At 72.4% G+C, this 14,435-nt stretch carries 14 protein-coding genes and 1 pseudogene; 10 read left to right on the plus strand and 5 right to left on the minus strand.

The window, feature by feature from the left end:
• The first annotated feature begins 13 nt into the window (after nucleotides 1-13).
• From E9228_RS12675 to E9228_RS12695, 5 genes are all read left to right on the plus strand, one after another.
• Nucleotides 14-1,297, plus strand: coding sequence for a chloride channel protein (locus E9228_RS12675; RefSeq protein WP_166780932.1), 1,284 nt, complete (start codon nucleotides 14-16; stop codon nucleotides 1,295-1,297).
• Between the two features lie 179 nt (nucleotides 1,298-1,476).
• Complete coding sequence (locus tag E9228_RS12680) at nucleotides 1,477-1,689, plus strand: antitoxin (protein WP_166780933.1); 213 nt, start codon at nucleotides 1,477-1,479, stop codon at nucleotides 1,687-1,689.
• Nucleotides 1,690-1,798: 109 nt separating this feature from the next.
• Nucleotides 1,799-3,124, plus strand: coding sequence for an aminotransferase class V-fold PLP-dependent enzyme (locus E9228_RS12685; protein ID WP_425248378.1), 1,326 nt, complete (start codon nucleotides 1,799-1,801; stop codon nucleotides 3,122-3,124).
• Nucleotides 3,121-3,570, plus strand: a complete 450-nt coding sequence (gene sufU, locus E9228_RS12690) for a Fe-S cluster assembly sulfur transfer protein SufU (protein WP_166780934.1) — start codon at nucleotides 3,121-3,123, stop codon at nucleotides 3,568-3,570. The genes E9228_RS12685 and sufU overlap by 4 nt, the downstream gene beginning before the upstream one ends.
• A gap of 212 nt (nucleotides 3,571-3,782) precedes the next feature.
• Nucleotides 3,783-4,964 carry a glycoside hydrolase family 5 protein gene (locus E9228_RS12695; protein ID WP_166780935.1) on the plus strand — a complete coding sequence of 394 codons (1,182 nt, stop codon included), beginning with the start codon at nucleotides 3,783-3,785 and terminating at the stop codon, nucleotides 4,962-4,964.
• Between the two features lie 133 nt (nucleotides 4,965-5,097).
• Here E9228_RS12695 and E9228_RS12700 read toward each other — a convergent pair whose 3' ends face one another.
• On the minus strand, nucleotides 5,098-5,577 hold the full coding sequence (locus tag E9228_RS12700; protein ID WP_166780936.1) for a MarR family winged helix-turn-helix transcriptional regulator: 480 nt from the start codon (nucleotides 5,575-5,577) through the stop codon (nucleotides 5,098-5,100).
• 61 nt (nucleotides 5,578-5,638) lie between these two features.
• Between E9228_RS12700 and E9228_RS12705 the strand changes: the two genes are divergently transcribed.
• From E9228_RS12705 to E9228_RS12715, 3 genes are all read left to right on the plus strand, one after another.
• Entirely contained in the window at nucleotides 5,639-6,007 is a 369-nt protein-coding gene (locus tag E9228_RS12705) for a VOC family protein (RefSeq protein WP_166780937.1), read from the plus strand.
• A 148-nt stretch (nucleotides 6,008-6,155) separates the two neighbouring features.
• A complete protein-coding gene (locus tag E9228_RS12710) occupies nucleotides 6,156-7,562 on the plus strand; it encodes an LLM class flavin-dependent oxidoreductase (protein WP_341849885.1) in 1,407 nt (468 codons plus the stop codon).
• Between the two features lie 30 nt (nucleotides 7,563-7,592).
• A complete protein-coding gene (locus E9228_RS12715; protein ID WP_341849886.1) occupies nucleotides 7,593-8,129 on the plus strand; it encodes a GNAT family N-acetyltransferase in 537 nt (178 codons plus the stop codon).
• Between the two features lie 42 nt (nucleotides 8,130-8,171).
• Here the strand turns inward: E9228_RS12715 and E9228_RS12720 are convergent, their stop codons facing one another.
• Entirely contained in the window at nucleotides 8,172-8,978 is an 807-nt protein-coding gene (locus tag E9228_RS12720; RefSeq protein ID WP_166780938.1) for an SGNH/GDSL hydrolase family protein, read from the minus strand.
• Nucleotides 8,979-9,129: 151 nt separating this feature from the next.
• Here E9228_RS12720 and E9228_RS12725 point away from each other — a divergent pair, with 151 nt between their 5' ends.
• Nucleotides 9,130-9,852, plus strand: coding sequence for a VIT1/CCC1 transporter family protein (locus E9228_RS12725; protein WP_166780939.1), 723 nt, complete (start codon nucleotides 9,130-9,132; stop codon nucleotides 9,850-9,852).
• A 346-nt stretch (nucleotides 9,853-10,198) separates the two neighbouring features.
• Here E9228_RS12725 and E9228_RS12730 read toward each other — a convergent pair whose 3' ends face one another.
• The 3 genes and pseudogenes from E9228_RS12730 to E9228_RS12740 all read right to left on the minus strand — a co-directional run bounded on the left by E9228_RS12730 (nucleotide 10,199) and on the right by E9228_RS12740 (nucleotide 13,571).
• Nucleotides 10,199-11,140: an acetamidase/formamidase family protein gene (locus tag E9228_RS12730; RefSeq protein WP_166780940.1), complete on the minus strand. Its 942-nt coding sequence runs from the start codon at nucleotides 11,138-11,140 to the stop codon at nucleotides 10,199-10,201.
• Nucleotides 11,137-12,615 (minus strand): APC family permease, encoded by a 1,479-nt coding sequence (locus E9228_RS12735; protein ID WP_252728133.1) that lies wholly within the window; start codon nucleotides 12,613-12,615, stop codon nucleotides 11,137-11,139. The genes E9228_RS12730 and E9228_RS12735 overlap by 4 nt, the downstream gene beginning before the upstream one ends.
• A gap of 41 nt (nucleotides 12,616-12,656) precedes the next feature.
• Nucleotides 12,657-13,571: pseudogene (locus E9228_RS12740) on the minus strand (proline iminopeptidase-family hydrolase).
• Between the two features lie 115 nt (nucleotides 13,572-13,686).
• On the opposite strand from E9228_RS12740, the gene E9228_RS17610 reads away from it, so the two are divergent.
• On the plus strand, nucleotides 13,687-14,424 hold the full coding sequence (locus tag E9228_RS17610) for a GntR family transcriptional regulator (protein WP_166780941.1): 738 nt from the start codon (nucleotides 13,687-13,689) through the stop codon (nucleotides 14,422-14,424).
• Nucleotides 14,425-14,435: the final 11 nt, after the last annotated feature.

Here is a 14,435-nt window from a genome sequence, read left to right on the forward strand (position 1 = left end):
TACGCTTGCCGACATGCCACACAACGGTCACGCCAGCCCGGCCTGGGTGCTGAAGCTCGCCGTGGTCACCGGGCTCGTCGGTGTCGCCGGCGGTGCCGCCGGGATCGCCGTGTGGCTCGCGCTCCAGCTCATCCAGTTCGTCGCCTTCGGGTACCCCTTCGCCGGGCACCACGAGGCCGCCGACGCACCCTCCGGGCTGAACCGGTTCCTGGCGGTCCTGGCCGCCGGCGTCCTCACCGCGCTGGCCTGGTGGGCGATCCGGCGGTGGGGGCGACCCGTCGTCGGCGTCCCCGCAGCGGTCGGTGGGAAACGGATGCCGTCTCTCGTGACCCTCGGCAACGCGGGCGTGCAGATCCTGGCGGTCGGGCTCGGTGCCTCGATCGGCAAAGAGGTCGCTCCGCGGGAGATCGGTGCCTGGGCCGCCCAGTTGCTCACGGTCCGGGCCGGCCTGACCCGTCGTGAGACGAGGGTGCTCGTGGCCTGCGGAGCAGCGGCCGGGCTCGCGGCGGTCTACGACGTCCCGCTCGGCGGAGCCCTGTTCGCGGTCGAGGTCCTGCTCGGCGAGCTCACCCTCGCCACCGCCCTGCCCGCGTTCGCGACGAGTGCGGTCGCGGCCTTCGTCGCCCGGCTCGTGATCCCGGACGAGGTGCTCTACCACGTGCCCGCGATGCACCTCTCGCCGTCGCTGCTCGTCTGGGCGGTCGTCGTCGGGCCGCTGCTCGGGTTCGCCGGCGTCGGGTTCGTGAAGACCACGAACCGGCTGCAGGGCATCGCGCCGACCGGCTGGAAGCTCCTCGTGGTGCTGCCGGTCGTCTTCGCGCTCGTCGGCCTGGTCGCGGTGCCGTTCCCCGAGGTGATGGGCAACGGCCGCGCCCTCGGCATCGCCGCGATGAACGCCGACCTGGACGGCCCGACCCTGCTCGGCATGGCACCGCTGCTCGCCCTGCTGGTGCTCGGCCTGCTGAAGACCGTCACCACGGCCGCGACGATCGGTGCCGGGGCGGTCGGCGGCACACTGACCCCGTCGATCGCCATCGGCTCGGCGCTCGGCGGCTTCCTCGGCGCCGCCTGGTTGCTGCTCTGGCCGGTGGACGGTGGCAGCATCGCGTCGTTCGCGTTCATCGGGGCTGCCGCCTTCCTCGCCACCACGATGCGGGCGCCGTTCACGGCCCTGGTGCTCGTCGTCGAGTTCACGCAGCAGGGGACCGACATCCTCATCCCGTCCCTCCTGGCCGTCAGCGGGTCGGTCGCCGTCGCCCACGTCCTGGCCCGCCGCCGCAGCGCCCAGATGGCCTGAGCGAGCCCGACCGCCCGCCGGCCGGACCGCCGGCCAGCCGGCCCGACCGCCCGCCGGCCGGACTGCCCTACCCGCTCCTGCGCATCCGGTGGACGGACCGGACCGCGCAGCCGCTCCGTCGCTACCATCGGCGCCAGGACGCGGGGCACCAGGCACCGCGGCGAAGTGAGGAGCCGGTCATGGCGGGGTTCGACGACATCGCGAAGAAGGCCCAGTCCTTCCTGCAGGACGGCAAGGTGCAGGACGCGCTCAAGAGCGAGAAGGCCGAGGGCGTCAGCGACAAGGTGTTCGACGGCGTCGCCGACGCCGTGAAGAAGGCGACCGGCGGCAAGTACGACGACAAGATCGACAAAGCCCGCGACGAGGCGGACAAGCGCGTCGGCAACGAGTAGCCCCGGCCGGGCACCGGCCCCCACGGTGCTGGCCCGACTGGACGCCTCCGGGAAGAACGACCACGATTGACGGGTTGTGTCCCGCAGGACGCTCAGGAGGGCCAGTACCGTGACGATCGTTGCACCAGTGCCGACGGACGACTCCGTCGAACCGCTCACCGAGGACGAGGTCGCCCGCATCCGGGCCGACTTCCCGATCCTGCAGCAAGCGGTCAACGGGCAGCCCCTGGCCTACCTCGACTCCGGGGCCACCGCCGAGCGGCCCGTGCAGGTCCTGGATGCGGAACGTCGCTTCCTGGAGCACGACAACGCCGCCGTGCACCGCGGTGCGCACACCCTCGCCGCGCTGAGCACGGACGCCTACGAGGACGCCCGCGCGACCGTCGCCCGCTTCATCGGCGCGACGACCCCGTCCGAGGTGGTGTGGACGGCGAACGCCACCGACGCGCTCAACACCGTGGCCTACGGACTCCGGAACGCCAGCGCCGGCCGCGGTGGCCCCGAGGCGGACCGCTTCCGGCTCGGCGTCGGCGACGAGGTCCTGGTGACCGAGGCCGAGCACCACGCCAACCTCGTGCCGTGGCAGGAGCTCGCTGCGGCCACCGGCGCGACGCTCCGCTGGGTGCCCGTCGACGACGCGGGCTGCTGGACCGCCGCCGACGCGCTCGCGCACATCACCGACCGCACCCGGGTCGTCGCGATCTCCCACGTCTCGAACGTCACCGGCATGGTCGCCCCGGTCGCCGAGGTCGTCAGCGCCGCGCACGCCGTCGGTGCCCTCGTCGTCCTCGACGCCTGCCAGTCCGCGCCGCACCGGCCGCTCGACGTCCGGGCGCTGGACGTCGACTTCGCCGCGTTCTCGGGGCACAAGATGCTCGGGCCGAACGGCATCGGCGTCCTCTGGGGCCGCCAGGACCTGCTCGATGCGCTGCCCCCGTTCCGCACCGGTGGCTCGATGATCACGACCGTGACGATGGAGCACACCGACTTCATGCCGGCTCCCGAGCGTTTCGAGGCCGGCACCCAACCCGTGTCCCAGGCCGTGGCGCTCGCCGAGGCCGTCCGCTACCTGGAACGGATCGGCATGCGGCGCGTGCAGGCGCACGAGGAGCACCTGGCGCAGCGGATGCTGACGGGCCTGGCCACCGTGCCGGGCATCACGGTCGTCGGTCCACCCACCGGGGTCGCCCGCAGCGGCCTGGCCGCGTTCGTCGTCGACGGGGTGCACGCGCACGACGTGTCGCAGTACCTCGACGCGCAGGGCATCGCCGTCCGCTCGGGCCACCACTGCGCCCAACCGCTGCACCGCCGCCTCGGCCTGACCGCCACGAGCCGGGCGAGCACGTACGTGTACACGACCGAGCAGGACGTCGACCGTTTCGTCACCGCCGTCGCCGAGATCCGCGGGTACTTCGGTGCCGAGGACGCCTCGTGAACGGGCTCGACAGCCTGTACCAGCAGGTCATCCTGGACCACGCCAAGGCCCGTCACGGCGACGGCCCGCTCGAGCACGCCGACGCCGAGCACTTCGAACGGAACCCGACCTGCGGGGACGAGATCACCGTGCGGGTGCGCCTCGAGCCCGGCACCGACCGCATCGCCGACGTCGCTTGGCAGGGGGACGGTTGCTCGATCTCGATGGCCTCCGCCTCGGTGCTGACGGACATGGCAGTCGGGCGGACGGTGCCGGAACTGCTGGCGCTGACCGAGGAGTTCCGCACGATGATGCGCTCCCGCGGAGTCGGTGAGCCGGACGAGGACGTGCTCGAGGACCTCGTCGCGTTCCACGGTGTCTCGAAGTTCGTCATGCGCGTGAAGTGCGGGATGCTCGCGTGGGTCGCCGCCGAGGCGGCGGCGCAGCAGGCGGTCGCCGCGCGCTGAGCGGCGGCCCTCCGGACGGGAGGCGCGGTGCCAGCTGGCACCGCGCCTCCCGTCCGTCGTCGTGCGGACGGACCTGTTGACACGCTCGGCGCGCAGTGCCATCCTCGCCGTGTTGACGTTGCCATCACCGGTCAGGGGCCGGTTGTGTGGCGTCGACGACCTCCGGACGACGGCGTCCGGGGTGCTCCGATGACGGAGCAGGAGGGAACACCATGACCATCCACACCACCACCTCGACGGACGGCAGGGGCCGACCCGCACGAGGGCGTCTCCGACGGATCACGACCGTCGTCACCGCCGTCTGCGCGGGCGTCACAGCACTCGCGATGGCGGTCCCGACGGCCGCCTCCGCGACACCGACCACCGCGGCGGCCGGCACCTCGGTGTCCGCTCCCCGGCACGGCCACCACGCCGGACCCGACGCACGGCTCGACCCGACCCGGTTCCACGGCGTGAACTGGGCCGACCCGCGCGACAACTACGTCAACGGACCCGTCGTGCTGTCCGGCCTGTCGACCTCGGACGACTACCGGACCACCTACCGCAAGGCCGACCGCGTCATCCGCGAGTTCCGGAAGGACCTGGGCGCCGACACCGTCCGCCTGCCCGTCAACCCGTACTCCGTCGGCACGACCTGGTGGGACTCCTACCGCGCCGTCATCGACGCCGCACGGCACCGCGACGTCGAGGTCGTCCTCGGCTACTGGGAGGGCAGCGACGCCAGCAAGGACGGCACGGTCGACGACCCCGCCGCCTGGTGGGGCATGTGGGACACCCTGACCCGCACGTACAGCCACGACTCCGGCGTGTACTTCGAGCCGATGAACGAACCGTTCGGCTACGCCCCAGCCGACTGGGTGCAGCTCGCCACGACCTGGGTGCAGCGCTACACGGCGCAGGGCATCCCGCGGAACCGGGTGTTCGTCAGCGGGACGGGCTACAACGACCACGTCGACGCGATCTGCGCCGCCCCCGCCCTCGACGGCACGTACGTCTCGCAGCACTACTACGGCTACTGGGGCACCCGGAACGCCGCCGAGTGGAAGGCCGACTTCGAGAGCCGGCTCGGCGACCAGGCGTGCTCCGACCGGACCGTCCTCGACGAGTTCGGCGTGCCGATGACGACCGGCATCGACTACCGCGGTTCCGCCACCACAGGCAACGCCGACGCGGACAACTCGGTCGCGTTCCTGCAGACCGTGGCGACCGTCGCCCGGCAGCGGCACCTCGGCGCGGTCTACTGGCCGGGGCTCCGCACCGACGACACGTACAGCCTCGAGACCGTCCGCGGCTCGGGGCAGAACCTCTCGCTCCGGGTCACGAACGACTCCGGCCTGGCGCTCCTGCACTGGGCGTGGGGCGAGGGGCGCCGGGCGCCCTTCGCGGCCAGTTGACCCGGCTGCTCACCGGTTCGGTCGGGACTGACCGACGGACGGGAGGCGCGGTGCCAGCGGGTGCCGCGCCTCCCGTCCGTCGCGTGCCGGACCGGCGGGTCCTGCGTCCACCGGTTCGGCGCCGGTCGGTGGTTCAGCCCGCGGGATCGCCTGCATCAGGATCCGAGCCTGCGCTGCGGAGCGACCGGACCATGCTCTGCAGGAGTCGCCGGGCGGCCGCGCGGTCGTCCTCGTCGAGGTCGGCGAGCATCCGGTCCTCGACCGCACGGACCGCCGCCGTCGCCGCCTGGAGGTCACGTCGTCCGCGGTCGGTGAGCTGCGCCGGCATCACCCGGCCGGAGCGGGCCGCCGACGGGCGGGTGACGACGCCGTCCCGCTCCAGGGTCTGCAGGAGCACGTTCATCGACTGCCGGGTGACGAACGTGCCGCGGGCGAGCTCGGAGTTCGACGAACCGGGGCGCTGCGCCAGCAGTTCCAGGCAGGAGTAGTGCGTGACGGTCATGCCGAGCGGGCGGAGCACGGCCTCCATCGCGGTGCGGAGCGCGGTCGCGGTCTCCTTGAGCAGGTAGCCGATCGAGGTCGGCAGGTCGACGCCGGGTCCGTCTTGACTCATGTCAGCAGTCTGACATACGCTGCTCGATGTCAGACAACTGACATCAACACGAGGAGCACCCATGCCTGTCACCGGCCCCGACTTCGTCTCCCTGCAGGTCCGCGACCTCGACGCCTCGCAGGCGTTCTACGAGCGGTACCTCGGCCTGGTCCGCTCACCCGCCGGACCCCCGCACGCCGTCGTCTTCACCACGACGCCGATCGCCTTCGCACTGCGGGACGTCGTCCCCGGCACCGACCTCGACGCGGTCGACCAGCCCGGCGTCGGTGTCGCGCTGTGGCTGCACGGCACCGAGGTCCAGGCGATGCACGACGCGCTGCAGGCCGACGGGCACCGCATCGTCTCGAGTCCGATCGACGGGCCGTTCGGCCGCACGTTCACCTTCGCCGACCCGGACGGCTACCACGTGACGCTGCACGACCGGGCCTGAACCCGCTGCGCGCCCGGGTCTGGACCCGCTGCGCGCCGGGCCGCGACCGGACCGGCGCGCGGGGACGGGCACGGTCGGCTGACGGGCCCGGCGTCACGTGGCGTCACGGTCCGTGACGGAGCCGCGGTGCCCGTCGTACGGTCGCGTCGTGACCACGAACCGCGAGCCCCGGCAGATCCGCTTCAACGCGTTCGACATGAACTGCGTCGCCCACCAGTCCTCCGGCCTGTGGCGTCACCCGCGCGATCGTTCCCGGCACTACAACGACCTGTCGTACTGGACCGACCTGGCGAAGACGCTCGAGCGTGGCGCGTTCGACGGCATCTTCATCGCCGACGTCCTGGGCACCTACGACGTCTACGGCGGCTCGAACGAGGCGGCGCTCCGCACCGGGTCCCAGGTGCCGGTGAACGACCCGATCCTGCTCGTGTCCGCGATGGCCGCCGTCACCGAGCACCTGGGCTTCGGCATCACCGCGGGCACCGCCTACGAGCACCCCTACCCGTTCGCCCGACGCATCTCGACGCTCGACCACCTGACGAAGGGCCGTGTCGGCTGGAACGTCGTCACCGGCTACCTGCCGAGTGCTGCGCGGAACATGGGGCAGACCGACCAGCGCAGCCACGACGACCGGTACGACGTGGCCGACGAGTACCTCGAGGTCCTCTACAAGCTCTGGGAGGGCTCGTGGGAGGACGACGCCGTCATCGAGGACCGCGAGACCGGCGTCTTCACCGACCCGGCGAAGGTGCACCCGATCGAGCACCACGGCGAGCACTTCGACGTGCCGGGCATCCACCTGTCCGAGCCGTCCGTGCAGCGCTCGCCCGTCATCTACCAGGCCGGTGCGTCGCCGCGGGGGATCCGGTTCGCGGCCGAGAACGCCGAGGCCGTCTTCGTCGGCGCCCCGACCCTGCCGCAGCTCGCCGCCACGGTCGCGAAGATCCGGGACGCCCTGGAGGCCGCTGGTCGCGACCGGTACGCCGCCAAGGTATACACGCTGCTCACCGTCATCACGGACGAGACCGACGAGCTCGCGCAGGCGAAGTACCGCGACTACCTGTCCTACGCGTCCGAGGAGGGCGCGCTCGTCCTCAACTCCGGCTGGATGGGCGTCGACCTGTCGCAGTACGACCTCGACGAACCGCTCGGCAACATCGAGTCGAACGCGATCCAGTCGGCGGCAGCGAACCTGTCCGCGGCGACAGGGGAGGACGGCACCACGTGGACCGTCCGGGACATCGCCCGGCAGACGGCGATCGGCGGCCTCGGCCCGGTCGAGGTCGGCAGCGGGGCGACCATCGCCCAGCGGCTCGTCGACATCCAGGAGCAGACCGACGTCGACGGGTTCAACCTGGCGTACGCGGTCACCCCGGGCACGTGGGAGGACGTCATCGAGTTCGTCATCCCCGAGCTCCGGGCCCGTGGCGCCTACCCCGAGGGCTACCGCGAAGGGTCGCTCCGGAACAAGCTGCTCGGCCGCGGCGACCGGCTGCCCGAGGAACACCGTGGGGCGTCGTTCCGCGTCCGGGTGCCCGCGGCGACCTCGGCCTGACGCGCAGCGGGCCGGTCGTAGGGTGGTCGGGTGATCGAGTCGACGGCATCCGTCCGGGTCGCGGAACCCACGGACGCCGGGGACCGTGACCGCATCGACCGCGCCTGCATCGACCTCTGGGTCGCCGCCGTCGCCGCGCGGGACGGACGCGTCGAGGACCCGGCCGTCCGTGCGCGGGCAGCCGCCAAGTTCGCTGCCGAGCGCGTCGCCCTGGTGGTCGCGCCCGGAGCGGACGACGGTCGTGACGGCGAGGGTGACGGTGAGGCTGTGCGCGGGTTCGCGCTCGTCACCGCGCCCGGCACCGGGGGAGTCGCGGGACCGGCGGACGCCGCGTACCTCAGCCTGCTCGCCGTCGATCCGTCGGCGCAGGGCAGTGGTCTCGGGCGGGCACTGCTCGTCGCCGCGGTGGACGCCGCGCACGCTGCCGGACACGAGCGCTGCGTGCTGCACGCGCTCGAGGACAACGCCCCGGCCCTCCGCCTGTACCGCAGCGCGGGGTTCCTGCCGGTCGGTGAGCCGTTCCCGCACGCGCTGAGCGGGCGGCCGACGCGCACCCACGTGGTCTGAGGCCGGCCGGACCGCTCCGGACCCTGCCGGGCCGGACCTGGCCTACGTGAGTCGACCCGGGCCTCCCGATCGGGACGGCACGACCGTCGCCCAGTCGCCCTGCCCGGCGACCCGCCCGTCTCCGGAGGAGCGACCCGTCACCCGGCGTCGGACCCACGGGACGACGTGGTCGCGGTAGTACCGGAGTTCCTCGCCGACCGACGTCTTCGTCGCGTCCGGCACGCGCGGCACGGCGGCTTCCGGGCCGTCGGCGATCGCGTGCAGGGCCAGGTCCGCGACCCGCTGGTGTCCGAGCGGGTTCATGTGCAGACGGTCCTCGGACCAGAACTCGGCGCGGCCGAGGTGCGGGTCGCGGGAGACGTCGACGAACGGCAGTCCGCGCTCCCGGCTGAAGCCGGTCAGTGCCTCGGCCCAGGCGTCGCCGCGGGCGTTGATCAGCCGTCCGAGGGGCAGCCGAGCGCTCGGGTCGGCGGGGCTGAGGAGCGCGAGCCGGATCCCGCGGGCGGCGACGGCGTCCGCGGCTTCGGCCAGGCGGCCGAGCAGCACGTCGACGTCGTAGCCCGGGCGGAGCATGTCGTTGCCGCCACCGCAGAAGGTGATGAGGGTCGGTGCCGGGTCGAGGGCGAGGGCCGCGTCGAGCTGCCCGTCGAGGACCCCGGCGAGCAGCCGGCCGCGGATCGCCAGGTTCGCGTAGGACACCGGACCGGACAGGTGGTCCGCCAGGCCGACCGCCAGGCGTCCGGCCCAGCCGGGGAACGGGACGTCCCCGTCGTCGCCGACGCCCTCGGAGAAGCTGTCCCCGATGGCGACGTAGCGGACGGGATCGGTGCGGGCGGGGACGGTGGACATGGTCCTCCTCGGGGAACGTGGTCGGAGCGTCCTCCATCGTGCTCCTCCGGCGGACAACGTGCTGAGGGAAGGCTTGCCTCACCACGAAATCCCCGGTCAGGGCAGCCTTCCCTTGCTGGTGTCGACAGCTGGCAAGTGCTTTCCTTTCCTCATGTCGACCGCAGCTGACCTCGCGCTCCCCGCCACCGAGCACGACGACGCGACGAGTGCCGCCCGCCTCAACTGGTTGCGCGCCGGACTCCTCGGTGCGAACGACGGCATCGTGTCCGTCGCCGCCGTCCTCGTCGGTGTCGCCGGTACCGGGGCTGCAGCCGGACCGGTCCTGGCGGCCGGTACCGCCGCCCTCGTCGGTGGTGCCGTGTCGATGGCGCTCGGCGAGTACGTCTCCGTCAGCGGAGCCCGCGACGCCCAGCGCACCGGACAGGCCGCGCACCAGGCGCAGCTCGAGGCCGAGTCCGAGGACCAGGCCACGATCGCCGCGCACTACCGCGGGCTCGGGGTCGCCGCCGACGTCGCCGACACCGTCGCCGCCGAACTCGTCCGCCCCGAGGTCCGGGACCGCCGTGCCGCGGCAGCCCTCCGGGACGCCGAGGACGAGGTCGTCAGCCCTTGGCGCGCGGCCTGGGTCTCCGCCGCGACCTTCACCGTCGGAGCCGCACTGCCGTTCCTCGCGATGCTGCTCGCCCCGGCGTCGAGCCAGATCCTGGTGACCGTCGTCGCCGTCCTCATCGCGCTCGCCGTCACCGGCACCACGGGCGCGACCCTCGGCGGCGCACCCCGCGGTCGGGCGACGATCCGCGTCGTGCTCGGGGGAGCGCTGGCGCTCGCCGCCACCTACGGTGCCGGCACCCTGCTCGGGGCGCACGCGTCCTGACGCGGGCGTCGCCCGGCGCGCGCGGCCGGCGCGCGCGCCCGACGCGCGCGACCGGTCGTCGCCGAGATGCCGCAATGCGCGCATCTCGCGCGTCGAGGTGCCGCGATACGCGCACCACGGCGGCAGGCCGACGGCGAGTCGCGGCATCTCGCGCGCGCGCGAGCAGGGCCGCAGCGCGCCGAGATGCTGCGATGCGCGCACCACGGCGGCAGGCCGACGGCGAGTCGCGGCAGCTCGCGGGGGGCGCGCGCGGGCAGGGCCGCAGCGCGGCGACGGACGGGAGGCCCGGATCACGTGACCGACGCCGGTCACGTGATCCGGGCCTCCCGTCCGGCACGGCGCCCGGTCAGTCCCCGGCGGTCAGCACCGCCTTCGGCACCCGGTGCAGGGTCACCGCTCCGACCGCGTCGAACGGGTGCAACGGGTCCGGAGCGCCGGACCCCGTCGGCCCGCCGAGCTTCGAGTCTCCGACCGCGCTGAGCACCGCGTAGGCGTCGTCCGCACTCCAACCGTGTTCGTCGACGAGGAAGGCGAACGCGTCCTCGTACCCGCGGCGGATGCTCTCCTGCACCGGCTCGCCCAGCCCGACGAACAGCCACTCGTCGGCGGTCTCGATACGCGGCGCCCGGAGTGCCGGGCCGCCCTTGACGACGTCGACGGAGACGATCGCGGTGCCCTGCGCCTCGATCGCGACGAACGAGGACTCGCCCTCGGCCATGATCGCGTGGATGTCGCCGATCGACAGCAGCGCCCCGGGCACCCGGACCGGCAGGTACACCGTCGAGCCGGGGCGGGCCTCGGTCACGTCCATGTTCCCGCCCTCGGCGTACGCCGGCATGATCGTGGAGTTCTCGCCCTCCGCCGGGGCGGTACCGATGCAGCCGATCATGGGCCGCACCGGGAAGGTGTGCCGGTCCGAGACCCGCACGACGCCGTCCTCGATCGGGCAGCGGCGGGTGAAGACCCGGTCGCCCATCACGTGCTGCAGTGCGCCGGAGCCGGGCAACGAGACGGACCAGCCGTGCGTCGTCAACTGGATGTCGTGGATCGTCACCGCGAGGGTGTCACCAGGCTCCGCGCCCTCGACGTACACCGGGCCGGTGACCGGGTTGATCGGTGCCTGCAGCTGCGCCATGTCGTGGTGGACGTCGAGTTCGGCGTAGACCGCGTCGGTGGTCTCGAAACCGATCGTCTCGCCGGTGCCCGGGGTGACGCGCAGCACCGGTTCGCGGTCGGCGGTGTAGCCGGGGCGACCGAGGGTGTTCGGCAGGTGGTGGTCGGGGGTCATCGGGGGTCCTTGTCGGTGCGGATGGGGGTGGCGGTCGAGCTGCCGGCGGGAGAGGCGGGCGCACCGGTCGGGTCGCCTTCGCCCAGCGTGCCCGGCTCCTCGGACCCGACCTCGGTGGAACGGCCGGTGGAGCGGTAGTACAGGAAGACGCCGGCGCCGACGATGAGCCAGATGATGCCGCCGACCTTCGCCTCGACCGCGGCGTTGAGCAGCACGTACCCGATGATGACGAACCCGATCAGCGGCACGACCAGGTGCAGCAGCCAGTTGCGCGACTTCCCCTTGACCATGTGGTGCACGAACACCGACACGTGCAGCAGCATGAAGCCGAACAGGGCACCGAAGTTCACCAGCGACGAGATCGTGTCGATCTGCCCGACGAAGAACAGCACCAGGATCGCGGAGAGCACCGAGACGACGAGGATCGCGTTCTGCGGCACCAGGCGGCCGTTGAGCTTGTGCAGGAACGCGGGCAGCTGCCGGTCCCGGCTCATCGAGAACAGCAGGCGGCTCGTCGCGGCCTGCGCGGCCATCGCGTTCGCGATGCCGACGGCGAGCACGTTGACGGCGAAGAACGCCGTGGCCCAGCCGCTCGACGACGCCTGCTCGACGATCGTGAAGAAGGCGTTGCCCGCCTCACTGTCCGAGAACGAGTCGCGTCCGGCGGCCAGGGCGCTGGCGAGCCAGGTCTGCACGACGAACAGGAACGCGACGATGACGAGCGCCAGGATCATCGCGAGGCCGGCGCCGCCGCGGCGACCGGTCGATTCCTCCGACAGGGTCGAGATGCCGTCGAAGCCCAGGAAGCTCAACACCGCGATCGACAGTGCCGAGGCGATCAGCGGCGCCGACACCTTCGCCGGGTCGAACACCTGGGCAGTGCTGAAGGACGCTCCCGGCACCGTGCCACCGGTCAGGGCGACGATCGCGATGACGACGAAGACCACCACGAAGACGAGCTCGATGAGCAGGAAGATCCGGTTCGCCAGCTTCAGGGAGGACACCCCGGCCAGGTTGATCACCGTGTTGATCGCCACGAACACCAGCGCCCACAGCCACCGCGGGGTGCCCGGGAAGATGCCGACCATGCTCTCGGCCGCGAACACGTAGAGCAGTGTCGGCACGAGCAGGTAGTCGAGCAGGATCGCCCAGCCGGCGAAGAAGCCCGCAGTCGGGTGGATGCCACGGCCGACGTAGGAGAACACGCTGCCGGCGAGGGGGATCGACTTCGCCATCTGCGCGTAGGCCAGGGCGGTGAAGATCATCGCGACGAGACCGACCAGGTAGACCAGCGGCACCATGCCGGAGGACGCGTTGTAGACGGTGCCGAAGATCGCCCACGGGGCGATCGGCACCATGAAGACGAGCCCGTAGACGAGCAGGTCGGTGGTGGAGACGGAGCGTTGCAGCTCCTGTTTGTAGCCGTAGGCCTCGAGTTGCTGTTGTGCGGAGAGCTCGCTGTGCTGCTGCGACATGTCGGTTCCGTTCGGGGAGGAGGGACGGTGCAGGGGTGCGGTCAGCCGGTCGGCTGGGCGTCGTGGTCGGCCAGGAACGCGCCGACGACACGACGGAACTCCTCCGGCTGCTCCAGGTGGGTGCAGTGGCTGGCGCCGGGGAAGACGTGGTGGCGGGCGTCCGGGATCTGCTCGACGAACGGCTGCCAGGTGGTGGGGGTCGCTTCGTCGTGCTCGCCGGCGACGACGAAGGTCGGGACGTCCACCCGGTGCAGGCGGTCGATCACCGACCAGTCGCGCAGCGAGCCGATGACGTGGAACTCGTTCGGCCCGTTCATGGTGTGGTAGACCGTCGGCTCGGCCTCCATCTGCGCTTCGGACGCGACGAAGTCGGCGGGCATCGGCACCACCCGGCAGACGTGGCGTTCGTAGAAGACCTGGGTCGCGGCCACGTACTCCGGGTCCTCGACCGTGCCGGCGGCCTCGTGCCGGGTCAGCGCTGCCTGCACGTCGGCGGGCAGCTGCGCGCGGAGCTCAGCAGCCCCCTCGACCCAGAGCTGCATGGAGGCGGGGGAGTTGCAGATCGACAGGCTCGCGATGCCGCCCGGACGTCGGACCGCGATCTCGGCTCCGAGCATGCCGCCCCACGACTGGCCGAGGACGTGGTGTTCGCCGAGGCCCAGGTGCGCGACGAGCGCCAGGTACTCGTCGACGAACAGCTGCGGCTACCACAGGTCGTCGGGTGCGTCCGGGCGGTGACTGCTCCGCCCGCAACCGAACTGGTCGTGGTGGACGACCGTGCGACCGGTCTCGTCGGCGAAGGCCTCGAGGTTCCGGACGTAGTCGTGCGCCATCCCCGGCCCGCCGTGCAGCACCACGAGGGGCAGCGCGCCGGCGACGGGGTGGTCGGGTTCGGTGATCCGGTACCAGGTCTCGCCGTCCTGGAACGGCATCGTGCTCTCGGTGATGCGGGACATGGGGTGAGCATGGCCCGCACAAAGGTCCCAGGCAAGACCTTTTCCGCTCGTTTAACGTGGCCGTAACAGGACACCGGGCTGACCGGGGTCAGGCTGGACGGCGGAAGGGGTGCCGGTGACGGATCGCGCGACGGAGACCCGGGTCGACGAGGTCGAGGACCGCCTCGTGACCGCGGTCGCCGTCGGCGAGTACCTGCCTGGCTCGCGGCTGCCACCCGAACGTGAACTCGCCGGCCTGCTCGGGGTCGCCCGCGTCACCGTCCGTGGGGCGCTCGCGCGGCTCGTCGACCGCGGTCTGCTCGAGACACGGCGGGGCCGCGGCGGTGGCACCTTCGTCCGTGACCAGGAGGCCGGCGCCGCCTCCGACTCGGTCGGGCGCACACTGCTCGCACGGTGGGCCGGGATCCAGGACACCGCCGACGCCATCGCCCTCCTGCACGGTGCGCTCGCCGCGGCGGCCGCCGAACGGATCACCATGGACCAGGCGGCCGGGCTGCGCGAACGACTCGAGGCCTTCCGCACCGCGACCTCCGGCCTGGCGAAGCAGCAGGCCGACGCGGTCCTGCACCGGAGCATCATCGACGCGGCGCAGAACGACGTGCTGCGGAGCACCCTCGCGTCCCTCGAGTCGCAGATCTCCATCGCGGCGCCGGCGCACCTCTGGGGGACCGTCGACGGGATGGCGGCGATGGAGGCCCGAGCGCTGCGGGACCACGAGGAACTCGTCGCGGCGGTCTGTGCGGGACGGGTGGCCGAGGCCGGGCGGATCGCACGGCAGCACGTGGGCATCGACGTCGAGTTGCTCGAGCGGGCGATGCTGCGGGCAGGACAGGTGCCGACCGGGCCGGTGTGACCGTTGGAATG

This window comes from Curtobacterium salicis, assembly GCF_011759505.1.
GTDB lineage: Bacteria > Actinomycetota > Actinomycetes > Actinomycetales > Microbacteriaceae > Curtobacterium > Curtobacterium salicis.